Below are 18,075 nucleotides of genomic sequence, written 5' to 3' on the forward strand. Positions count from 1 at the left end.
GAGCCGTTGGTCATGGCCGCGGGCGGTCAGTCCTCGCCGCGGAAAATGTTCCCCTCGGATTCCGGGCGGGCCGTGCGCGGTGTGCTCCGGTCCTCGACCGCCGGGAGACAGGTCCGCAAAGCGCGTTCGCTCCGCAGTCGGCGGGCCCTGGACCAGCCCGTCTCTGGCCGTCGGACAACGGGTTTTGGCTCACTGGTCTGCGCGGTCACAGCGTTTCATCTTCCTTCTGAGTCCGTCGCCGCCCCCGGCCGCTGCGGGGCCGGGGGCGCTCCGTCCTTCCGTGCTGTGCCAACGAGTCCCCTGTGGTGATCCGGTCAAACCACAGGGCGTGGCGCGAACGGCTCCCTGGTGGGCGGCGGTAGCGTCGCCGCGGTCCGGAGAGGAGGACGATGACGGATTTGTCGGAACATGGGGAGGCCGCCGAGTGGCCCGGCGTCCCTGAGCGCTCGCTCGGCAGGGCGCTGCTGCGCTGGACCTCGACGACCGACCACAAGGTGATCGGCCGTCTGTACATGGTCACGGCCTTCGGCTTCTTCCTTCTGGGCGGCCTGCTGGCCCTGGCCATACGGGCCGAACTCGCCCGCCCGGGGCTGCAGTTCGTGAACGAGCACACCTACAACCAGCTCTTCACGATCCACGGCACGATCATGATGCTGCTGTTCGCGACCCCGATGTTCGCCGGCTTCGCCAACGTCGTGATGCCCCTGCAGATCGGCGCCCCGGACCTGGCCTTCCCGCGGCTCAACGCCCTGTCGTACTGGATGTACCTCTTCGGCGGGCTGATGGTCGTCGCGGGCTTCGTCGTCCCCGGCGGGGCGGCGGCGTTCGGCTGGTTCGCCTACGCCCCGCTGAACAGCGCCTACCACTCCCCCGGGGCGGGCGCCGACCTGTGGGTGATGGGCCTGGTGGTGACGGGCGTGTCGACGACACTGACCGCCGTCAACTTCATCGCCACCATCATGTGCCTGCGGGCCCCCGGCATGACCATGTTCCGGATGCCGATCTTCACCTGGAACGTGCTGTTCACCTCGATCCTCGTGCTGCCGTCGTTCCCCGTGCTCACCGCGGCGCTGCTGGCGCTGGAGACGGACCGGAAGTTCGGCGCGCACGTCTTCGACGCGACGAACGGCGGGGCGATCCTGTGGCAGCACCTGTTCTGGTTCTTCGGTCATCCCGAGGTCTACATCGTGGCCCTGCCGTTCTTCGGGATCATCACGGAGATCATCCCCGTGTTCTCACGCAAGCCGCTGTTCGGCTATCTGCCGCTGATCGGCGCGACCGTCGCGATCACCATGCTGTCCGCGGTCGTGTGGGCGCACCACATGTTCGCCACCGGCGCCGTACTGCTGCCGTTCTTCTCCCTGATGTCGTTCCTGATCGCCGTGCCCACCGGGATCAAGTTCTTCGTCTGGATCGGCACCATGTACAGGGGGTCGCTGTCGTTCGAGACGCCGATGCTGTGGGCGCTGGGCTTTCTGGTGTCGTTCCTGCTGGGCGGGCTGAGCGGGGTGATCATCGCCTCGCCGCCACTGGACTTCCACCTCACCGACTCGTACTTCATCGTGGCGCATCTGCACTACGTGCTGTTCGGCACCGTGGTGTTCGCGATGTTCGCCGGGTTCTACTTCTGGTGGCCCAAGTTCACCGGGAAGCTGCTCGACGAGCGGCTGGGCAAGCTGCACTTCTGGCTGCTGTTCCCGGCGTTCCAGCTGACCTTCCTGGTGCAGCACTGGCTGGGCGAGGAGGGCATGCCCCGCCGGTACGCCGACTACCTGGCCGCCGACGGCTTCACCCTGCTCAACTCCCTGTCGTCGGCAGGGGCGTTCCTGCTCGGGGTGTCCACCCTGCCCTTCCTCTACAACGTCTGGCGCACCGCCCGCTACGGGCGGCCAGTGACCGTGGACGACCCCTGGGGGTACGGGCGGGGGCTGGAATGGGCGACCGGGTGTCCGCCGCCGCGTCACAACTTCCTCGCGCTGCCCCGGGTGCGGTCCGAGGCGCCGGCGTTCGATCTGCACCATCCGGGGATCGTCCAGCAGGAGAAGGAGCAGGGGCTGCGATGAGGACCGAGGCCTTGCTGTTCGGTGTGGTGGCGTTGTTCTTCGCGGGAGTGGCCGCCCTGTACGGCTGGTGGTCCCAGGAGCCGGCCGGGACGGCGGTGCTGGTGATCGCGTTCCTGATGGGCGCCGTCGTCTCCTTCTTCAGTGCGGTGCAGTACCGCCGCAAGGGCCGGCGCCCGCAGGACCTCGGCGACGCCGAAGTGGCCGACGGCGCGGGCCCGTTGGAGTTCTTCCCGCCGGACAGCCGGTGGCCGGTGGTCACGGCGCTGGGTTTCGCCGTGGCCGCCACGGGGGTGGTCTACGGGCTGTGGCTGTTCCTCATCGGGTGTGCCGTGTTGGCCCGCGGTGTTCTGGGGCTGGTGTTCCAGTACGTCGACCGGGAGGGGTGAGCGGGGCTCCGGGCCGACCGGCCCCGAGCGGACGGTGGTCGCTCGCGTAGCCGCCCTCGACGGTCTGCCGCACGTCCCCCGACTCCACCCCCTCCCGGAGCCGTTCCCGCTCGGCGGCCATCAGTGCGTGGCACAGCCGTCGGGTGAGCATGAACGCGACGACCGGGCCGACGATCAGGGCCACGCGCAGCACCCAGGTCAGGGTGTTCACCGAGATCCGGAAGGTCTGCGCGACGACGTCGTTGCCGCCGGCCAGCAGCAGGACGCCGTAGAAGGTGATGCCGGCGACGCCGAGTCCGGTGCGGACGGGGCGTTCGCGGGGCCGGTCGCACAGGTGCTGCTCCCGCTGTCCCTCACCGGTCAGACGCTGTTCGACGAACGGGTAGAGGTACAGGGCGAGGAACATCAGCCCCGGCAGGACGACCGCCGGGAGCAGCACGTTCCACATCAGGGTGTGACCGGCGAGATTCGTCTCCCACGGCGGGACGAGCCGCAGCGCGCCCTCCAGGAAGCCGACGTACCAGTCGGGCTGGGCGCCGGTCGAGACAAGGTCGGGACGGTAGGGGCCGTAGGTCCACACCGGGTTGATCTGGGCGAGGCCGCCGAGCAGCGCGAGCACCCCGAAGACCATCAGGAACAGGCCGGTGGTCGTCGCCGTGAACCGGGGGAAGAAGGGTTTTCCGACGGCGTTGCGCTGCGAGCGGCCCGGGCCGCGCCATTGGGTGTGCTTGAGGTGGAAGACCAGGATGAGATGCACGGTGACCAGAGCGATGAGGGCGCCGGGCAGCAGCAGGACGTGCAGGGCGTACAGCCGGGTGATGATGTCCTCGCCCGGGAACTCGGCGCCGAAGGCGAACATGCTCACGTATGTGCCGACGACGGGGATCGACAGCATGATGCCCTGGGCGATGCGCATGCCCGTGCCGGACAGCAGATCGTCGGGCAGCGAGTAGCCGGCGAAGCCCTCTGCGAGGGCGAGCACGAACAGCGTGAGCCCGACGACCCAGTTGAGTTCACGGGGGCGGCGGAAGGCCCCGGTGAAGAAGATCCGCAGCAGGTGCACTCCGATCGCGGCGACGAAGACGAGGGCCGCCCAGTGGTGCACCTGCCGCATCAGCAGGCCGCCGCGCACGTCGAAGCTGATGCGCACGGTGGAGTCGAAGGCGGCCGACATGCGCACGCCGCGCAGCGGCACATATCGGCCGTCGTACAGCACCTCGGTCATCTCGGGCCGGAAGAACAGGGTCAGCCATACGCCCGTCAGGACGAGAACGACCAGGCTGTAGAGGGCGAGCTCGCCCAGGAGGAACGACCAGTGGTCGGGGAACGCCTTGCGCAGCAGTCGCCCGCCGCCGTCGAGGACGGGCAGGCGTCCGTCCGCCGCGTCGGCGAACCGTGTCCCCGGACGTGCCCCGGACCGCTCACGCTCCACTCCCGACCGCCTCCCTGTTCCAGCACTGCCGTGCTGTCCCTCCCCTTACGGGGGCGGTGCTGAGTACAGGGCGGGCGGGAAGCACCCGTTCGGGTGCTCAGGTGTTGGGCCGGGCCGCGCTGATGTCGCCGAGCGCCGACTCCGGGTCGCGTTCCATCGCCAGGTCGCCGAGAGCGACGATGCCGACGGGGTGTCCGCCCTCGACGACCGGGATCCGGCGTACGGCGTGCTCGCGCATGAGCTCCACCGCGTGGTCCAGGTCGTCCTCGGGGGTCACCGTCACCAGGTCGTCGCTGCACGCGCCGACGACGGTGGTCTGCTCGGGGTCGCCGCCGTCGGCGAGCGAGCGCACCACCAGGTCGCGGTCGGTGACCAGGCCGCGCAGTTCGTCGCCGTCCGTCACCAGGACGGCGCCCAGGTCCTGGTCGCGCATGATCCGGGCCACCGCGGTCACGGAGGTCAGTGGCTCCACGGTGACCGGTGCGCCGGTCATGATGTCGCTGACGTGCTGGGTCATGACGTATCACTCCTCTCGGGGTTTCCCGGCGCCGGGTACCCAGCTGCGCGGCCCGTCGTCACGCCTCCAGCGGGACTTCGCTCCACACCTGTTTGCCGCCGCTGACGGGCAGGGACCCCCAGGCCGCCGACATGGCCTCGACGAGGAGGATGCCGCGGCCGCCCGTGGCCTCCCAGCCGATGCTGGTCGGCTTGACGGGGGTGCGCGGGGAGGCGTCGGCGACAGAGACGCGCATCCGGTGGTTGATGAGGGTGAGGTCGAGGCGGACCCGGCCGTCGGTGTGCACGAGGGCGTTGGTGACGAGTTCGGAGACGACCAGCAGGACGGTGTCCGAGGCGTCCTCGGGGACGCCCCAGGTGCGCAGGGTGCGGCGGGTGAAGCGGCGGGCGTGCCGGACGGCCTCGGGGACGCGCCACACCGTCCAGCTCTCGCGCCGCGGGCGTACGGCCATGCCGTCGTAGCGCATGAGCAGCAGGGCGACGTCGTCGCTGCGGCGGGCGTTGCCGAGGAGGGCGTCGGCGACGAGTCCGAGGTGGGCGGGGTCGGAGGCGGCCAGTTCGTGGGCGAGGCGGTCCATGCCGGTGTCGATGTCGGACTCCGCGGACTCGACCAGGCCGTCCGTGGTCAGGGCGATCAGCGTCCCGGGTTGCAGCCGCAGCGGGCTCATCGGGAAGTCGGCCTGTGTGACGACCCCGAGCGGCGGGCCGCCGTCCGACTCGGGGATCTCGGTGCTGCCGTCGGGGTGGCGCAGGACGGGCGGCAGGTGTCCGGCGCGCACATGCCAGGCGGAGCCCTCCTCCAGGTCGATGTCGACGTAGGCACAGGTGGCGAAGAGGTCGGTCTCCATGTCCGTCAGGAGCCGGTTGGCGTGCGAGACGACCACGTCCGGCGGATGGCCCTCGACCGCATAGGCGCGCAGCGCGGTACGCATCTGGCCCATGAGGGTGGCGGCGCCCGCGCTGTGGCCCTGGACGTCGCCGATGACCAGGGCGACGTGGTGGTCGGGCAGCGGGATCACGTCGTACCAGTCGCCGCCGAGCTCCAGTCCGGCCGTGCTGGGCAGATAGCGGGCGACGGCGACCGCGCCGGGGAGTTTGGGCAGGCGGCGCGGCAGCAGCTGGCGCTGGAGCATGCCGACGAGTTCGTGCTCGGCGTCGAAGGCGTGGGCGCGCATCAGGGCCTGGCCGGCGAGGCCGGCGGAGGCGGTGAGCAGGGCGCGCTCGTCGGGGCCGAAGTCGTGCGGGGTGTCCCAGCCGATCAGGCAGGCGCCCGCCATACGGCCCCCCGCGGGCAGCGGCAGCACGGCGAGGCCGCCGGGGCCGACATCGGCGAGGGCGGGCTCCAGGGCGGTGCCTGCGGGCCAGATCTGGGCGCGGCCCTCACGCAGGGCGGTGGCGAGGGTGGGCATGGCGCGCACGGGCGCGTCGGGCCATTCGGAGCGCCACTCCAGGCGCCACAGCTCGGGCCACACCTCCGGCTCGGGCGGGTCGAGGACGGTGACGACGAGCCGGTCGCCCTCCAGCTCGGCGAGCGCGATCCGATCCGCCTGGAGAGGCCCCCGCAGCGCGGAGACGACGGCCTGGCTGACGTCGCGGACGGTGCCGGCGATGGCGAGGGCGGCGGCCAGGCGCTGGACGCGGGCCACGTCGGTGATGTCGGAGCGCAGTTTGGAGGCGTCGCCGACGGTGCCCACGAGCCGCATCGGCCGGCCCTCGCCGCCCAGCAGGAGGCGGCCGCGCAGCCTGAGCCAGTTGGGCGGGCCGGCGGGCTGGAGCACCCGGAACTCCAGCTCGCGCTCGCCGATGGACATGTGGTCGGCCTCGACCACGGACATCAGCGAGGGCAGGTCCTCCGGGACGGTCAGGCGCAGCAGGGTCTCGACCTTGCCGTCGAACTCGTCCCGGGTGAGCCCGAACAGGTCCAGGACCTCCTCGCCGACCTCGACGCGTCCGGTGTCCATGGCGAGGCTGAACGCGCCTGGCGACAGTTCCTCGTCCTCGGCGGCCCGGGCCGGGACGGGGCAGACGACGGCGTCGGCGACCAGTTCGAGGCACTCGCGGTCGTCGGTGTCGAAGCCGGCCGGGTCCTCGCGCGCGGCGAGGAGGCAGACGCCGCCGTCGTCCCCCTGTGCGGGAAGGGCCGCCAGGAAGAACTCCCGAGAGAGCGCCCGCCGGGACTCCGGGGAGGCGGCGATCTCCTCGGGACCGAGCCACACCGGCCGGCCGGTGCGCAGCGTGTCGGCCACCGGGGACCCGCCGGAGCGGGGATAGCTGTCGCGCAGCCCGTACAGCGTCCTCGGCACGCCGACGGACTCCACCAGGCTCAGCTGGTCGCCGTCCTCCCCGGGTGTGTAGACGGCGGCGAACGTCGCCCCCGCGAAGACGAGCGCCTGTTCGAGGACGCGGCGAAGCCGTTCCGGTGAGTCCGGGTCGGCCGTGAGCGTTTCCAGGGCAACTTCGGCACGCAGCGTTCTCGTTCCGCGTTCCGCAGCGCCCTCACTGACCACGTTGGCCATTACAGCGCTTGTGGGGCACCCGCGCAGCCCCTGTGACGGTTCCGAGGAGCCGCGCGATGACTCGGCTCGCCGTGCGCGATGAGCCGCCAAGAGAGAGATTTGACCCCGGGGCCCCTGAGCCCTGAGCACTGGGCCCCTGAGCACCTGGTACCGGCCCCTCGGCCCCCGGGCTCCGTCACGCGGCCGTGCGAGGAGGTGGTCGGCGTGTCCGACACACAGACGTCCGCACAGACGTCGGCGGCCGCCAGGACGCGGGTCGGCCGCCCGCTGCTGTCGCTGGCGCTGGCCTCGATGATGGACGACGTCGACGCGCACTCCGGCGCGGTCTATCTGCTGGCGGCCGACGGATCGGTGCTGGAGATGGCGGTGATGGCGGGGCTGCCCCGGGCGTTCGCGGCGCCGTGGGAGCGGGTGGGGGTGAACGCGCGGATCCCGGTCGCCGAGGCGGTGCGCGAGCGGCGGCTGGTCTGGGTCGGCGGCGAGGAGGAGATGGCGGCCCGCTATCCGCGTGTCGCGGTGGTGCTGCCCTACCCCTTCGCGCTGGCCGCGCTGCCGGTCGCCACCTCGTCCACCACGTACGGCGGAGTTTTCGTGACCTGGCCCGGTTCACATCCGCCGGAGCTGTCCGACCGGGAGCGGGATCATCTGACCGCGGCCTGCGACCGGCTCGCGGTGCGGCTGGAGCGCGCCACACAGGAGAGCCGTCCCCTGCACGCCGAGCCCGATCTCCTCGTCTCGCCCCTGATGGGCGGTGCGGCCGGCACGCTCGGCTCGGTGGAGGCGGCGCGGATGGTGGCCCGGCTGCCGTACGGGCTGTGCTCGCTCGATCTGGACGGGCGGGTGAGCTTCGCGAACGCGGCGGCCGCCGAGCTGATCGGCGTTCCGGTTGCCGGGCTGCTCGGCGCCCCGCTGTGGGCGTCGGTTCCCTGGCTCAACGACCCCGCGTACGAGGACCGCTACCGGGCCGCGCTGATGAGCCAGCACGCCACGTCGTTCGTGGCGCTGCGGCCGCCCGGCGACTGGCTGTCGTTCCGCCTGTATCCGAGCACGACCGGGCTGAGCGTACGCATCGGCAGGGCGCGGGCCGTGACGGAGATGAACCGGGCCGGACCGCAGACCGGGAGCGCACCGCACCGGCTCGTGACCATCTCCCAGGTGCTGGGCCTGGCCGCGTCGCTGACCGAGGCGGTGAGCGTGCAGGACGTCGTGCAACTGGTCGCGGACGAGATCGCACCGGCCGTGGGCAGCCAGGCGCTGGTCGTCCTCGGGTCCCGGGCCGGCCGCCTGCACGTGCTGGGCCACCGCGGATACCCGGACCCGCACACCGTGGAACGGTTCGACGGGCTGCCGCTGGCCGAGCGGACTCCCGACACGCACGTGCTGACCACCGGGGTGCCCGGGTTCTTCGAGTCCCGGGAGCAGCTGGAGCGCCTGTATCCGGAGCGGCACGCCACGCCCGACGGCTTCGCGGCCTGGGCGTATCTGCCGCTGATCGCCTCCGGCCGCCCGGTGGGCACCTGTGTGCTGGCCTACGCCGAGCCGCACCGCTTCCCCGCGGACGAGCGGGCGGTGCTGACGAGTCTGGGCGGGCTGATCGCCCAGGCCCTGGAGCGGGCGGTGCTCTACGACGTCAAGCACCAGTTGGCGCACGGCTTGCAGGAGGCGCTGCTGCCGCACTCGCTGCCGCGGCTGCCCGGCATCGAGGCGGCCGCGCGCTATCTCCCCGCCACCCAGGGCATGGAGATCGGCGGCGACTTCTACGACCTGGTGCCGACGCAGGGGCAGGCGGCGGCGGTGATCGGGGACGTACAGGGCCACAACGTGACCGCGGCCGGGCTGATGGGGCAGATCCGTACCGCCGTACGTGCCTACACGACGGTCGGTCAGGCCCCCGAGGAGGTCATGCGCAGTACCAATCGGCTGCTGATCGACCTCGGTGCCGATCTGTTCGCCAGCTGTCTGTATCTGCGGCTCGATCCGGAACACGGGCGGGCCGTGATGGCGCGGGCTGGGCATCCGCCGCCGTTGCTGCGCCGGCCCGACGGCCGGGTGCGGGTGCTGGACCTGGCCGGGGGCCCGCTGCTGGGCATCGACAGCGCGGCCACCTATCCGACGACGCAGGTGGACCTGGCGCCCGGCGCAGTGCTCGTCCTCTACACCGACGGGCTGATCGAGTCGCCCGGTGCCGACATCGAGGACGCGCTCGCCGCTCTCGGGCGAAGGCTCGCCGAGGCCGGCGACGGGCCCCTGGACGAGCTGGCCGACGAACTGGTCCGGCACGGCGCGGCCACGCGGGAGCGGACCGACGACATCGCGCTGCTGCTGCTCAGGGCCCGGGCGGCCGGCTGACCTCGCCGGCCCCGTCGGCTCACGAGCGGAAAACAGACCGGTCCGGCCCTCCCGCCGGAGGGCCGGACCGGTCCACCACCGGCCGCAACCGCGAGGCAGGGCCGGGGTGGGTCTGCACCGTGTCGAAACGGAACGGTGGAGGTCGAGCAGGTGAGATGTCGAGCGATGTCGAGCGATGAAGAAGGGATCAGTTGGTCTGGGTCAGGCCCGAGCCGTCCTCGACGCCGGTGCCCGTCTCCTCACCCGTGCCGGTCTCGTCGCCGACGCCTGCCTCTTCACCGACGCCTGCCTCTTCACCGGCTCCGGCTTCCTCGCCACCGGCCTGCTCACCGGCGCCGGCCTCTTCACCAGCACCCGCACCGGCCTCGTCACCGGCACCGGCCTCGTCACCCGCACCGGCTCCGTCGCCACCGGCGCCGGCCTCATCACCGGCACCCGCGCCGGCGTCACCGCCGGCCGCGCCACCCGCGCCGAGCGTCGCGCCGACCGCCTCCAGGGCGGTGGTGACCGGCTGGAAGAAGGTCTCGCCGCCGACCGTGCAGTCGCCGCTGCCGCCCGAGGTCAGGCCGATGGCCAGGCCGTCCTGGGTGAACAGCGAGCCGCCGCTGTCGCCGGGTTCGGCGCAGACATCGGTCTGGATGAGCCCGGTGACGGTGCCCTCGGGGTAGTTGACGGTGGCGTCGAGTCCGAGGACCTGGCCCTCGTTCAGCCCGGTGGTGCTACCCATCCGCGACACCTGCTGACCGACCTCGGCCTCCGCGGCCTGGGCGATCTGGACGGTCTGCCCGCCGCCGACGTTGACGTCGCTCGGGGCCTCGGTCGCCGGGTCGTCGTACTTCACGAGCGCGAAGTCGCCGTCGCCGGGGAAGGTCGACTGGTCGACGGTGGCGATCGGCTGGCCGCCCTCGGCGTCCGACCACTGGTCGCCGGCCAGCGTGCAGTGGCCCGCGGTCAGGAAGGCGGGCGAGCCGTCGCCCGCGGTGACATTGAAGCCGAGCGAGCAGCGCGAGCCGCCGGCGAAGATGGCGTCACCGCCGGAGGCGAAGGTCTTGAAGGTGCCGGCCGACTTCGTGACGGTGGCCATGCCGGAACCGAGGCTCTGGACGGTCGATTCCAGTCTGTCCCACTTGGTGCCGGTGACCGTGCTGTCGGCGGTGACCCGGATCTTGTTCGTCCTGGGGTCGACCGCCCACGACGTGCCGGCGATGGTCGCCTCGGACTTCAGGGTCTGCGCGCCGGCCTCGAGGTCGGCCATGCTGTTGGCGACCTCGCGGACCTTCACGCCCGCCTTCTTCGCCTGGACGATCACGTTGTTGTCGCCGTTCACGACGTTGACGACCAACTGCTGGCTGTCGGAGTCGTAGTAGGAACCGGCGAAGGCGTCACCGAGCAGCCCGGCGACTTGCGAGGCGAGGTCCGAGGCGTCCGCCGCCTTGAGGGTCTTCGGCGCGGCGGCTGCGGTGTCGTCCGACGCGCCGTCCTGGGACGCGTTGGCGTTCGGGAGCAGGATCGCGGCTGCTCCGAGCGCCACCACGCTGCCCGCCGCTATCGCGGCCTTGCGCTTCGGAATTCGCTTGTGACTCAAACTTCTCGACCTCCTGAGGGACCGGAGTCTGCTGCCTTGTGCGGCAGTTGTTGGGGCGCCTGGATGGCAGGAGGTACGCACGGGTCGCGCGGGGCGTTCAATTCCGTTTCCGCGCGCGCCGTTCGAAACATCGAATCGGCCACGGCCCGCGCCCGCCGGACCGACTCGGGGAACAATCCCCCATATGACGATGACCACCGCCGAAGCCGACAAGATCCTCGCCGACAACTTCGCCCCTTGGGTCCTCGAACTGGGCCTGACGGTCGAGGCGCTGGACGACGACCGCGCGATGCTGCGACTGCCCTGGTCGGACCGCTTGTCCCGGGAGGGTGGCGGACTGTCGGGGCAGGCCCTGATGGCCGCCGCCGACACGGCGACCGTGATCGCGGTGTCGGCGGCCCGGGGCGCCTATGGACCGATGACGACGGTGCAGCAGTCCACGTCCTTCCAGCGTGCGGTGACCGGTTCGGATGTCCTGATCGAAGCGGTCGTCACCAAGCTGGGCCGTCGGATGGCGTTCGCCGACATCACGATGACCGACGAGGGCTCGGGTCGGATCGCGGCGCGGGCGAGCACGGTCTACGCACTTCTGGGCTGACACGGTCGGCAACCGGCACGCGACGGTCTGTTGCGATCACGGGCCTGAATCCTGGCTTCAGGGAATCTGCACATCCACTGCCCAACGAAGTCACCGCGCGCGAAGGATCTGCACATGCCGGCACCACCGGTCAGGTCATTGGCGCGGAGTGTCGGATTCGCCGCGGCGACGGCAAGAGCGCGTACGCACGCATGCCTCGCCGCGTGTGAAGAAGTCGCCACGATGGCGTGCCCACACCTGCACGGAAGGTTGCTCCTGAGGCGCAAGTGACCTGGTGAGACCGGTGGTTGATTGGAAGCCCGCACCCGCAGCGTGCTTTGATCCATCGCACCGCAGGGGCCGTTCATGGCTCTTCCGGAAACGGGCGCCGCCCGGCACCTGTGGTCGCGGCCGTCCATCTGTCCCCAGAGGGGGCCGCTCCCCCTTGTGAATATCCATACGAAGGGAAGTTCCAACATGAACTCCACCCCCCAGGTTGAGACCGTCGAGATCTCCGACGCCGAGCTCGACAACGTCTCCGGCGGTCTGTCCCTGAACACTCTGGGCACCGTGACCGGCGTGGTGGATGGCATCGCCCCGGTCTCCGGCATCGTGGACACCGCCGTCGGCACCATCGAGGGCGCCACCGGCCTGAACACCGCCCCGGTCACCAGCCTGGTCGCCGGTCTCTGATCGCACTTTTTGTGATCGTTGAGTCCCGGAGCCGCAACGCGGCTCCGGGACTCTCGGATGCCGTAAAAGATCTCTCCCACAGGTCCCACAGGTGAGGGAAGTTCCGTGCAGTTCCGCCAACAGGCCCTCGCCAAGCTGCAGTCGCCCGAAGAGCTCGACCTTCCGGTGCGCTTCGCCCGCCCCCAGGGCTGGCTCGTCCTCTCCGTGACGGTGGTCGTCATGGCCGCCGCATCCGTGTGGGCGGTGACCGGTTCGGTCGCCTCCACGGTCAGCGCGCCCGCCATCCTCACGCACGGGCAGGGCAGTTACATCCTGCAGAGCCCGGTCGCGGGCCAGGTCACCGCGGTCCTCGCCAAGGAGGGCGAGCGGCTCCCCGCCGACTCCCCCGTCCTGAAGGTCCGTACGGCCGAGGGCGACAGCGTCGTGCGCACCATCACCGCGGGCCGGGTCACCGCGCTCGCCGCCACCATCGGGCAGATCATCCAGACCGGGGCGAACGTCGCCGCCGTGGAGAAGGTGGCCCGCGCCAAAGACCCCCTTTACGCCACCGTGTACGTGCCCGCCGAGAACGCGGCCTCCATTCCCGCGAACGCCTCCGTGGACCTGACCGTCCAGTCGGTACCCACCCAGGAGTACGGCGTACTGCGCGGCCATGTGAAGTCGGTGGACCGCTCCGCCCAGTCCGCCCAGCAGATCTCCGGGTTCCTCGGGGACAACCAGCTCGGCGAGCAGTTCACCAAGGACGGCAGGCCGGTGGCCGTCCTGGTCAAGCTGGACAAGTCGTCCGGCACGAAGAGCGGCTACAAGTGGTCGTCCACGGACGGGCCGCCGTTCGCGCTCACCTCCATGACGATGGCCACGGGTTCGATCCGGCTGGCCGATGAGCATCCCGCCGATTGGCTGCTGCCGTGAGCGCCGCACAGGACACCCGCGGCAGGCGCCGCGCCGCCCCGCCCAAGCGCCCCGTCCCGAAGGGGAAGTCGAAGACCGTCCGCACGCCCACCGTGCTCCAGATGGAGGCGGTCGAGTGCGGCGCCGCCTCCCTGGCCATGGTCCTCGGCCACTACGGCAAGCACGTCCCGCTGGAGGAACTGCGCATCGCCTGCGGTGTGTCCCGGGACGGCTCGCGGGCCAGCAACCTGCTGAAGGCGGCCCGCAGCTACGGCCTGACGGCCAAGGGCATGCAGATGGACACCGCCGCCCTCGCCGGGGTGAAGACACCCGCCGTCCTGTTCTGGGAGTTCAACCACTACGTCGTCTACGACGGCATGGGCCGCCGCTTCGGCCGCCGCGGGGTGTACATCAACGACCCCGGCAAGGGCCGCCGTTTCGTGCCCATGGAGGACTTCGACGGCAGCTTCACCGGTGTCGTCCTGACCATGGAGCCCGGCGAGGGCTTCACCAAGGGCGGGCGCAAGCCGGGCATCCTGGGCGCGATGCCGGCCCGGCTGCGCGGCACCGCGGGCACGATGCCGGCATCGGTGCTGGCGAGCCTGCTGCTGGTGGTGGTCGGCGCGGCCGTGCCCGCGCTCAGCCGCACCTACATCGACGAGTTCCTGATCGGGAACCAGACCTCCCTGCTCTCCGTACTGTTCGCGTCGATGGGCGCGTGCGTGCTGCTGACACTGGTGCTGACCTGGTTGCAGCAGGCGAACCTGCTGCGCGGCCGCATCATCTCCTCCACGCTCTCCAGCGCCCGGTTCCTGCGCCATCTGCTGCGGCTGCCGGTGACGTTCTTCTCCCAGCGCAGCCCGGCCGACCTGGTGCAGCGGCTGCAGTCCAACGACCAGGTGGCCGAGACGCTGGCCCGCGACCTCGCGGCGGCGGGCGTGGACGCCGTGGTCGTCGTCCTGTACGCGGTCCTGCTCTACACCTACGACCCCCAGCTCACGTACGTCGGGATAGGCGTGGCGCTGCTGAACATCGTGGCCATGCGGGTCGTCATCCGGCTGCGCGCCACGCGTACGGCGAAGCTGCGCGCCGACAGCGCCCGGCTCACCAACACCTCCTACACGGGCCTGCAGCTGATCGAGACGATGAAGGCGACCGGCGGTGAGGACGGCTACTTCCGCAAGTGGGCCGGGCAGCACGCCACCACGCTGGAGGAGCAGCAGCGGCTCGGGGTGCCGAGCGCCTGGCTGGGTGTGGTCGCGCCGACCCTCGCGACGCTGAACAGCGCGCTGATCCTATGGATCGGCGGTATGCGGGCGGTGGAGGGCGGCATCTCGGTCGGTCTGCTGGTCGCCTTCCAGTCGCTGGTCACCCGCTTCACCGCCCCGATCACCCGCCTCAACGGCGTCGCGAGCCGCATCCAGGACTTCGCGGCCGACGTGGCGCGGCTGAAGGACGTGGAGAACTTCGAGGCCGACCCGCTCTACGGCCGTCCCGGCGCCGGCGAGTCGACGCGCCGCCTGCAGGGCCATGTCGAGCTGCAGAACATCAGCTTCGGCTACAACCCGCTGGACAAGCCGCTGCTGACCGGCTTCGACCTGACCGTCGGCCCGGGGCAGCAGGTCGCGCTGGTCGGCGGCTCGGGCAGCGGCAAGTCCACGGTGTCCCGGCTGATCTCGGGCCTGTACGCGCCCTGGGAGGGCGTGATCCGTATCGACGGGCAGCGCCTGGACGACATCCCGCGCGGGGCGCTGGCGGCCTCCGTCTCCTTCGTCGACCAGGACGTGTTCCTCTTCGAGGGCACCGTCCGGGACAACGTGGCGCTGTGGGACCCGTCGATCCCGGAGGACGCGGTGGTGGACGCGCTGCGGGACGCGGCCCTGTACGACGTGGTCATGCGGCGGCCCGGCGGCATCCACAGCAAGGTCGAGCAGGACGGCCGCAATTTCTCCGGCGGGCAGCGCCAGCGCCTGGAGATCGCGCGGGCGCTGGTGCGCCGGCCCAGCATCCTGGTCCTCGACGAGGTGACCAGCGCGCTGGACGCGGAGACCGAGCTGGTGGTGATGGACAACCTGCGCAAGCGCGGCTGTGCCTGTGTGGTGATCGCGCACCGGCTCAGCACGGTGCGCGACAGCGACGAGATCGTCGTACTCGAACACGGCACGATCGTGGAGCGCGGGCGGCACGAGGAGCTGGTGGCGCGCGGTGGCGCGTACGCCCAGCTGGTCAGGGAGCACTGAGATGACGACCGCGCATGAGGGGGACCTCGTCCTGGGCGCGCTCGGGTCCTTGGGGACGCCCATCGACTGCGCCGGCTTCAGCCGTATCGACCTCGAAGGACCACAGGTGCTGTGGCTGGTCGCGGCCGGCGCCGTCGACCTGTTCGCGGTGGACGCCGGGCAGCAGGGCCACTGGCACCACCTCGGCCGCCTGGAGGCGGGCTCCCTGCTGCTGGGCCCGGTGGCGGGCCCCCAGCACACGCTGGTGGCACGCCCGTTGCGGGACTGCGTGGTGCGCCGCATCGGGCTGCGCGAGCTGTACCAGCCCGCGAACACCCAGACCTGGTCCTACGACGAGTACGGCAACCCCCAGTACGTACCGCCCACGACGAGCCCCCTGGAGTACGCGCTCGCCCTCGGCGTCGGCCGCAGCCTGTCGATCCTGTTCCAGGCGCCGATGGTCAACGAGCGGTCCGCCGCGCCCACCGACGACGACGTCTTCTGGATGCAGGTACCGCCGGGCAGCGTGCAGTACGGCTCGCTGTACGGCGCGGAGGCGGCCGCCGATCTGCTGATGGACCCCGCGGTCTGGCAGAGCATGGTCGACCAGCAGTACCGGCTGCTGACCACGCTGGACCGCTGGATCGAGGATCTGGAGCGCACCCACGAGACCCGCACGGCGGAGGGCATCAGGGCCGGCGAGGCGGTGCGCGCCCAGGCCGACCGGACGCTGCTGGCGTCGATCGGCAAGCGGTCCTCGCAGCGCACCACGGCCGCCGACGCGGACGCCAGTTACGCCGCCTGCAAGCTGGTCGCGCAGGCGGCCGGGATCGCGCTCGCCGAGCCCGCGCAGTCCGGCACGGAGAGCGACCGCCTCGATCCGGTCGAGCGGGTCGCCGTCGCCTCGCGCGTGCGCACCCGGGCCGTTCGCCTGGACGGCCGCTGGTGGCACGACAACGTCGGACCGCTGGTGGGCCACCGGGCGCTGTCCGGAGCACCGGTAGCGCTGCTGTGGCGGCGCGGCGGATACGTGGCCGTGCACCCGTCGACCGGCCGCGAGACACCGATCGAGAAGGCCAACGCGGAGGAGTTCGAGCCGCGCGCGGTGATGTTCTACCGTCCGTTGCCCGACCGAGGGCTGAGCCCCCTGCGGCTGCTGCGGTTCAGCATGCGCGGCACGCGCGGAGACCTGACGAACCTCCTGGTCAGCGGGCTGGTGACGGTCGCGATCGGGGCGCTGGTGCCGGTCGCGACCGGCAAGGTGCTCGGTGAGTTCGTGCCGAAGGCACAGAGCGATCTGATCGTGCAGTTCTGTCTGGCCGTGATGATCAGCAGCGTGGTGGCGGCGGCCTTCATGCTGCTGCAGAACCTCACCATTCTCCGGCTGGAGGGCCGGATCGAGGCGACGCTTCAACCGGCCGTCTGGGACCGGCTGTTGCGTCTGCCGACGAAGTTCTTCACCGAGCGCTCGACCGGAGAACTGGCGAGCGCGGCGATGGGCATCAGCTCGATCCGCCGGCTGATGGCGGGCGTCGGCCCGGTGGTCGCCCAGTCGGTGACCGTGGGCGCGATGAATCTGGGGCTGCTGTTCTGGTACAGCGTCCCGATGGCGCTGGCGGCGATCGGCATGCTCGTCGTCATCGCCGGCGTGTTCCTGGGGCTCGGGCTGTGGCAGGTGCGCTGGCAGCGGCGGCTGGTGGTGCTCGGCAACAAGCTGAACAACCAGGCGTTCCAGACGCTGCGGGGCCTGCCGAAACTCAGGGTGGCGGCGGCCGAGAACTACGCCTACGCGGCATGGGCCTCCCAGTTCGCGCGCAGCCGCGAGTTGCAGCAGCGGGTGGGGCGCATCAAGAACCTCACGACGGTGATGGGCGCGGTGTATCTGCCCGTGTGCACGCTGCTGATGTTCATGCTGCTGGCGGGACCGGCGCGCGGGACGATGTCGGCGGCCGCGTTCCTCACCTTCAACACCTCGGTGACGATGCTGCTGACCGCCGTCACCCAGCTGACCGGCTCCTTCGTGTCGATGGTGGCCGCGCTTCCGCTGTTCGAGGAGATCAAGCCGGTGCTGGAGGCGACGCCCGAGGTGCGCACGGCGAGCACCCGGCCGGGCCCGCTGTCCGGCGGGCTCGAGGCTCGCAGGCTCTCCTTCCGCTACTCCGACGACGGTCCGCTGGTGCTGGACGACGTGTCGTTCGAGGTGCGGCCGGGCGAGTTCGTGGCGATCGTCGGCCCGAGCGGCTGCGGCAAGTCGACGCTGCTCAGGCTGCTGATCGGCTTCGACAAACCGGTCTCCGGCAGTGTGCTGTACGACGGTCAGGACCTGGCCGCCCTCGACCAGTCGGCCGTACGCCGCCAGTGCGGTGTGGTCCTCCAGCACGCCCAGCCGTTCACCGGCTCCATCCTGGACGTCATCTGCGGCACCGAGCCGTACACGCCGGAGGAGGCGATGGCGGCGGCCGAGATGGCGGGGCTGGCCGAGGACATCAAGCGGATGCCGATGGGCCTGCACACGATCGTGTCGGGCAGCGGCGCCATCTCGGGCGGTCAGCGGCAACGCCTCATGATCGCCCAGGCCTTGATCCGCCGCCCGCGCATCCTCTTCTTCGACGAGGCGACCAGCGCCCTCGACAACGAGACACAGCGCACGGTCATCGAGAGCACCAAGGCGCTCAACGCCACCCGGATCGTCATCGCGCACCGCCTGTCGACGGTGCTGGACGCCGACCGGGTGATCGTGATGGAGGACGGCAAGGTCGCCCAGCAGGGCGCGCCCGCACAGCTGCTCGCGGACACCGGGGGCCGGCTGCACGAGCTGGTGCGGCGGCAGATGGCGTGACGGGTCAGG

General features: G+C 71.2%; 13 protein-coding genes. 8 read left to right on the forward strand and 5 right to left on the reverse strand.

Annotation, left to right across the window (positions count from 1 at the left end; all coding sequences use genetic code 11):
• Positions 1–26: 26 nt before the first annotated feature.
• Positions 27–209 (reverse strand): hypothetical protein, encoded by a 183-nt coding sequence (locus Q4V64_RS54720; protein ID WP_124437043.1) that lies wholly within the window; start codon positions 207–209, stop codon positions 27–29.
• 180 nt (positions 210–389) lie between these two features.
• Between Q4V64_RS54720 and ctaD the strand changes: the two genes are divergently transcribed.
• Together ctaD and Q4V64_RS03130 are read left to right on the forward strand one after the other, a co-directional pair.
• Positions 390–2,063, forward strand: coding sequence for a cytochrome c oxidase subunit I (gene ctaD / locus Q4V64_RS03125; RefSeq protein ID WP_124437044.1), 1,674 nt, complete (start codon positions 390–392; stop codon positions 2,061–2,063).
• The gene (locus Q4V64_RS03130; RefSeq protein ID WP_124437045.1) at positions 2,060–2,449 is read left to right on the forward strand and encodes a cytochrome c oxidase subunit 4; all 390 of its coding nucleotides are present in this window, start codon (positions 2,060–2,062) and stop codon (positions 2,447–2,449) included. Before ctaD ends, Q4V64_RS03130 begins: the two co-directional genes overlap by 4 nt.
• Here Q4V64_RS03130 and Q4V64_RS03135 read toward each other — a convergent pair.
• The 3 genes from Q4V64_RS03135 to Q4V64_RS03145 all read right to left on the reverse strand — a co-directional run bounded on the left by Q4V64_RS03135 (position 2,379) and on the right by Q4V64_RS03145 (position 6,913).
• Positions 2,379–3,881: a cytochrome bc complex cytochrome b subunit gene (locus Q4V64_RS03135; protein WP_124437046.1), complete on the reverse strand. Its 1,503-nt coding sequence runs from the start codon at positions 3,879–3,881 to the stop codon at positions 2,379–2,381. The two genes, Q4V64_RS03130 and Q4V64_RS03135, sit on opposite strands and share 71 nt — an antisense overlap.
• 97 nt (positions 3,882–3,978) lie before the next feature.
• Complete coding sequence (locus Q4V64_RS03140; protein ID WP_124437047.1) at positions 3,979–4,398, reverse strand: CBS domain-containing protein; 420 nt, start codon at positions 4,396–4,398, stop codon at positions 3,979–3,981.
• Positions 4,399–4,456: 58 nt separating this feature from the next.
• Positions 4,457–6,913, reverse strand: coding sequence for a SpoIIE family protein phosphatase (locus tag Q4V64_RS03145; RefSeq protein WP_172628968.1), 2,457 nt, complete (start codon positions 6,911–6,913; stop codon positions 4,457–4,459).
• Between the two features lie 195 nt (positions 6,914–7,108).
• Here Q4V64_RS03145 and Q4V64_RS03150 point away from each other — a divergent pair, with 195 nt between their 5' ends.
• Positions 7,109–9,262: a SpoIIE family protein phosphatase gene (locus tag Q4V64_RS03150; protein WP_253266658.1), complete on the forward strand. Its 2,154-nt coding sequence runs from the start codon at positions 7,109–7,111 to the stop codon at positions 9,260–9,262.
• Between the two features lie 187 nt (positions 9,263–9,449).
• On the opposite strand, the gene Q4V64_RS03155 is transcribed toward Q4V64_RS03150, so the two are convergent.
• Positions 9,450–10,847: a S1 family peptidase gene (locus tag Q4V64_RS03155; RefSeq protein WP_124437049.1), complete on the reverse strand. Its 1,398-nt coding sequence runs from the start codon at positions 10,845–10,847 to the stop codon at positions 9,450–9,452.
• 184 nt (positions 10,848–11,031) lie between these two features.
• Between Q4V64_RS03155 and Q4V64_RS03160 the strand changes: the two genes are divergently transcribed.
• The 5 genes from Q4V64_RS03160 (at position 11,032) to Q4V64_RS03180 (ending at position 18,066) form a co-directional block, all read left to right on the forward strand.
• Positions 11,032–11,445, forward strand: coding sequence for a PaaI family thioesterase (locus Q4V64_RS03160; protein WP_124437050.1), 414 nt, complete (start codon positions 11,032–11,034; stop codon positions 11,443–11,445).
• Between the two features lie 456 nt (positions 11,446–11,901).
• On the forward strand, positions 11,902–12,117 hold the full coding sequence (locus Q4V64_RS03165) for a type A2 lantipeptide (RefSeq protein WP_124437051.1): 216 nt from the start codon (positions 11,902–11,904) through the stop codon (positions 12,115–12,117).
• 105 nt (positions 12,118–12,222) lie between these two features.
• Entirely contained in the window at positions 12,223–13,029 is an 807-nt protein-coding gene (locus Q4V64_RS03170; protein WP_124437052.1) for an HlyD family efflux transporter periplasmic adaptor subunit, read from the forward strand.
• Positions 13,026–15,248 carry an NHLP family bacteriocin export ABC transporter peptidase/permease/ATPase subunit gene (locus Q4V64_RS03175; protein ID WP_124437053.1) on the forward strand — a complete coding sequence of 741 codons (2,223 nt, stop codon included), beginning with the start codon at positions 13,026–13,028 and terminating at the stop codon, positions 15,246–15,248. The genes Q4V64_RS03170 and Q4V64_RS03175 overlap by 4 nt, the downstream gene beginning before the upstream one ends.
• Before the next feature lies 1 nt (position 15,249).
• Positions 15,250–18,066 (forward strand): NHLP bacteriocin export ABC transporter permease/ATPase subunit, encoded by a 2,817-nt coding sequence (locus Q4V64_RS03180; RefSeq protein ID WP_124437054.1) that lies wholly within the window; start codon positions 15,250–15,252, stop codon positions 18,064–18,066.
• Positions 18,067–18,075 lie beyond the last annotated feature (9 nt).

Origin of the sequence: Streptomyces sp. NL15-2K, assembly GCF_030551255.1 — a bacterium.
GTDB lineage: Bacteria > Actinomycetota > Actinomycetes > Streptomycetales > Streptomycetaceae > Streptomyces.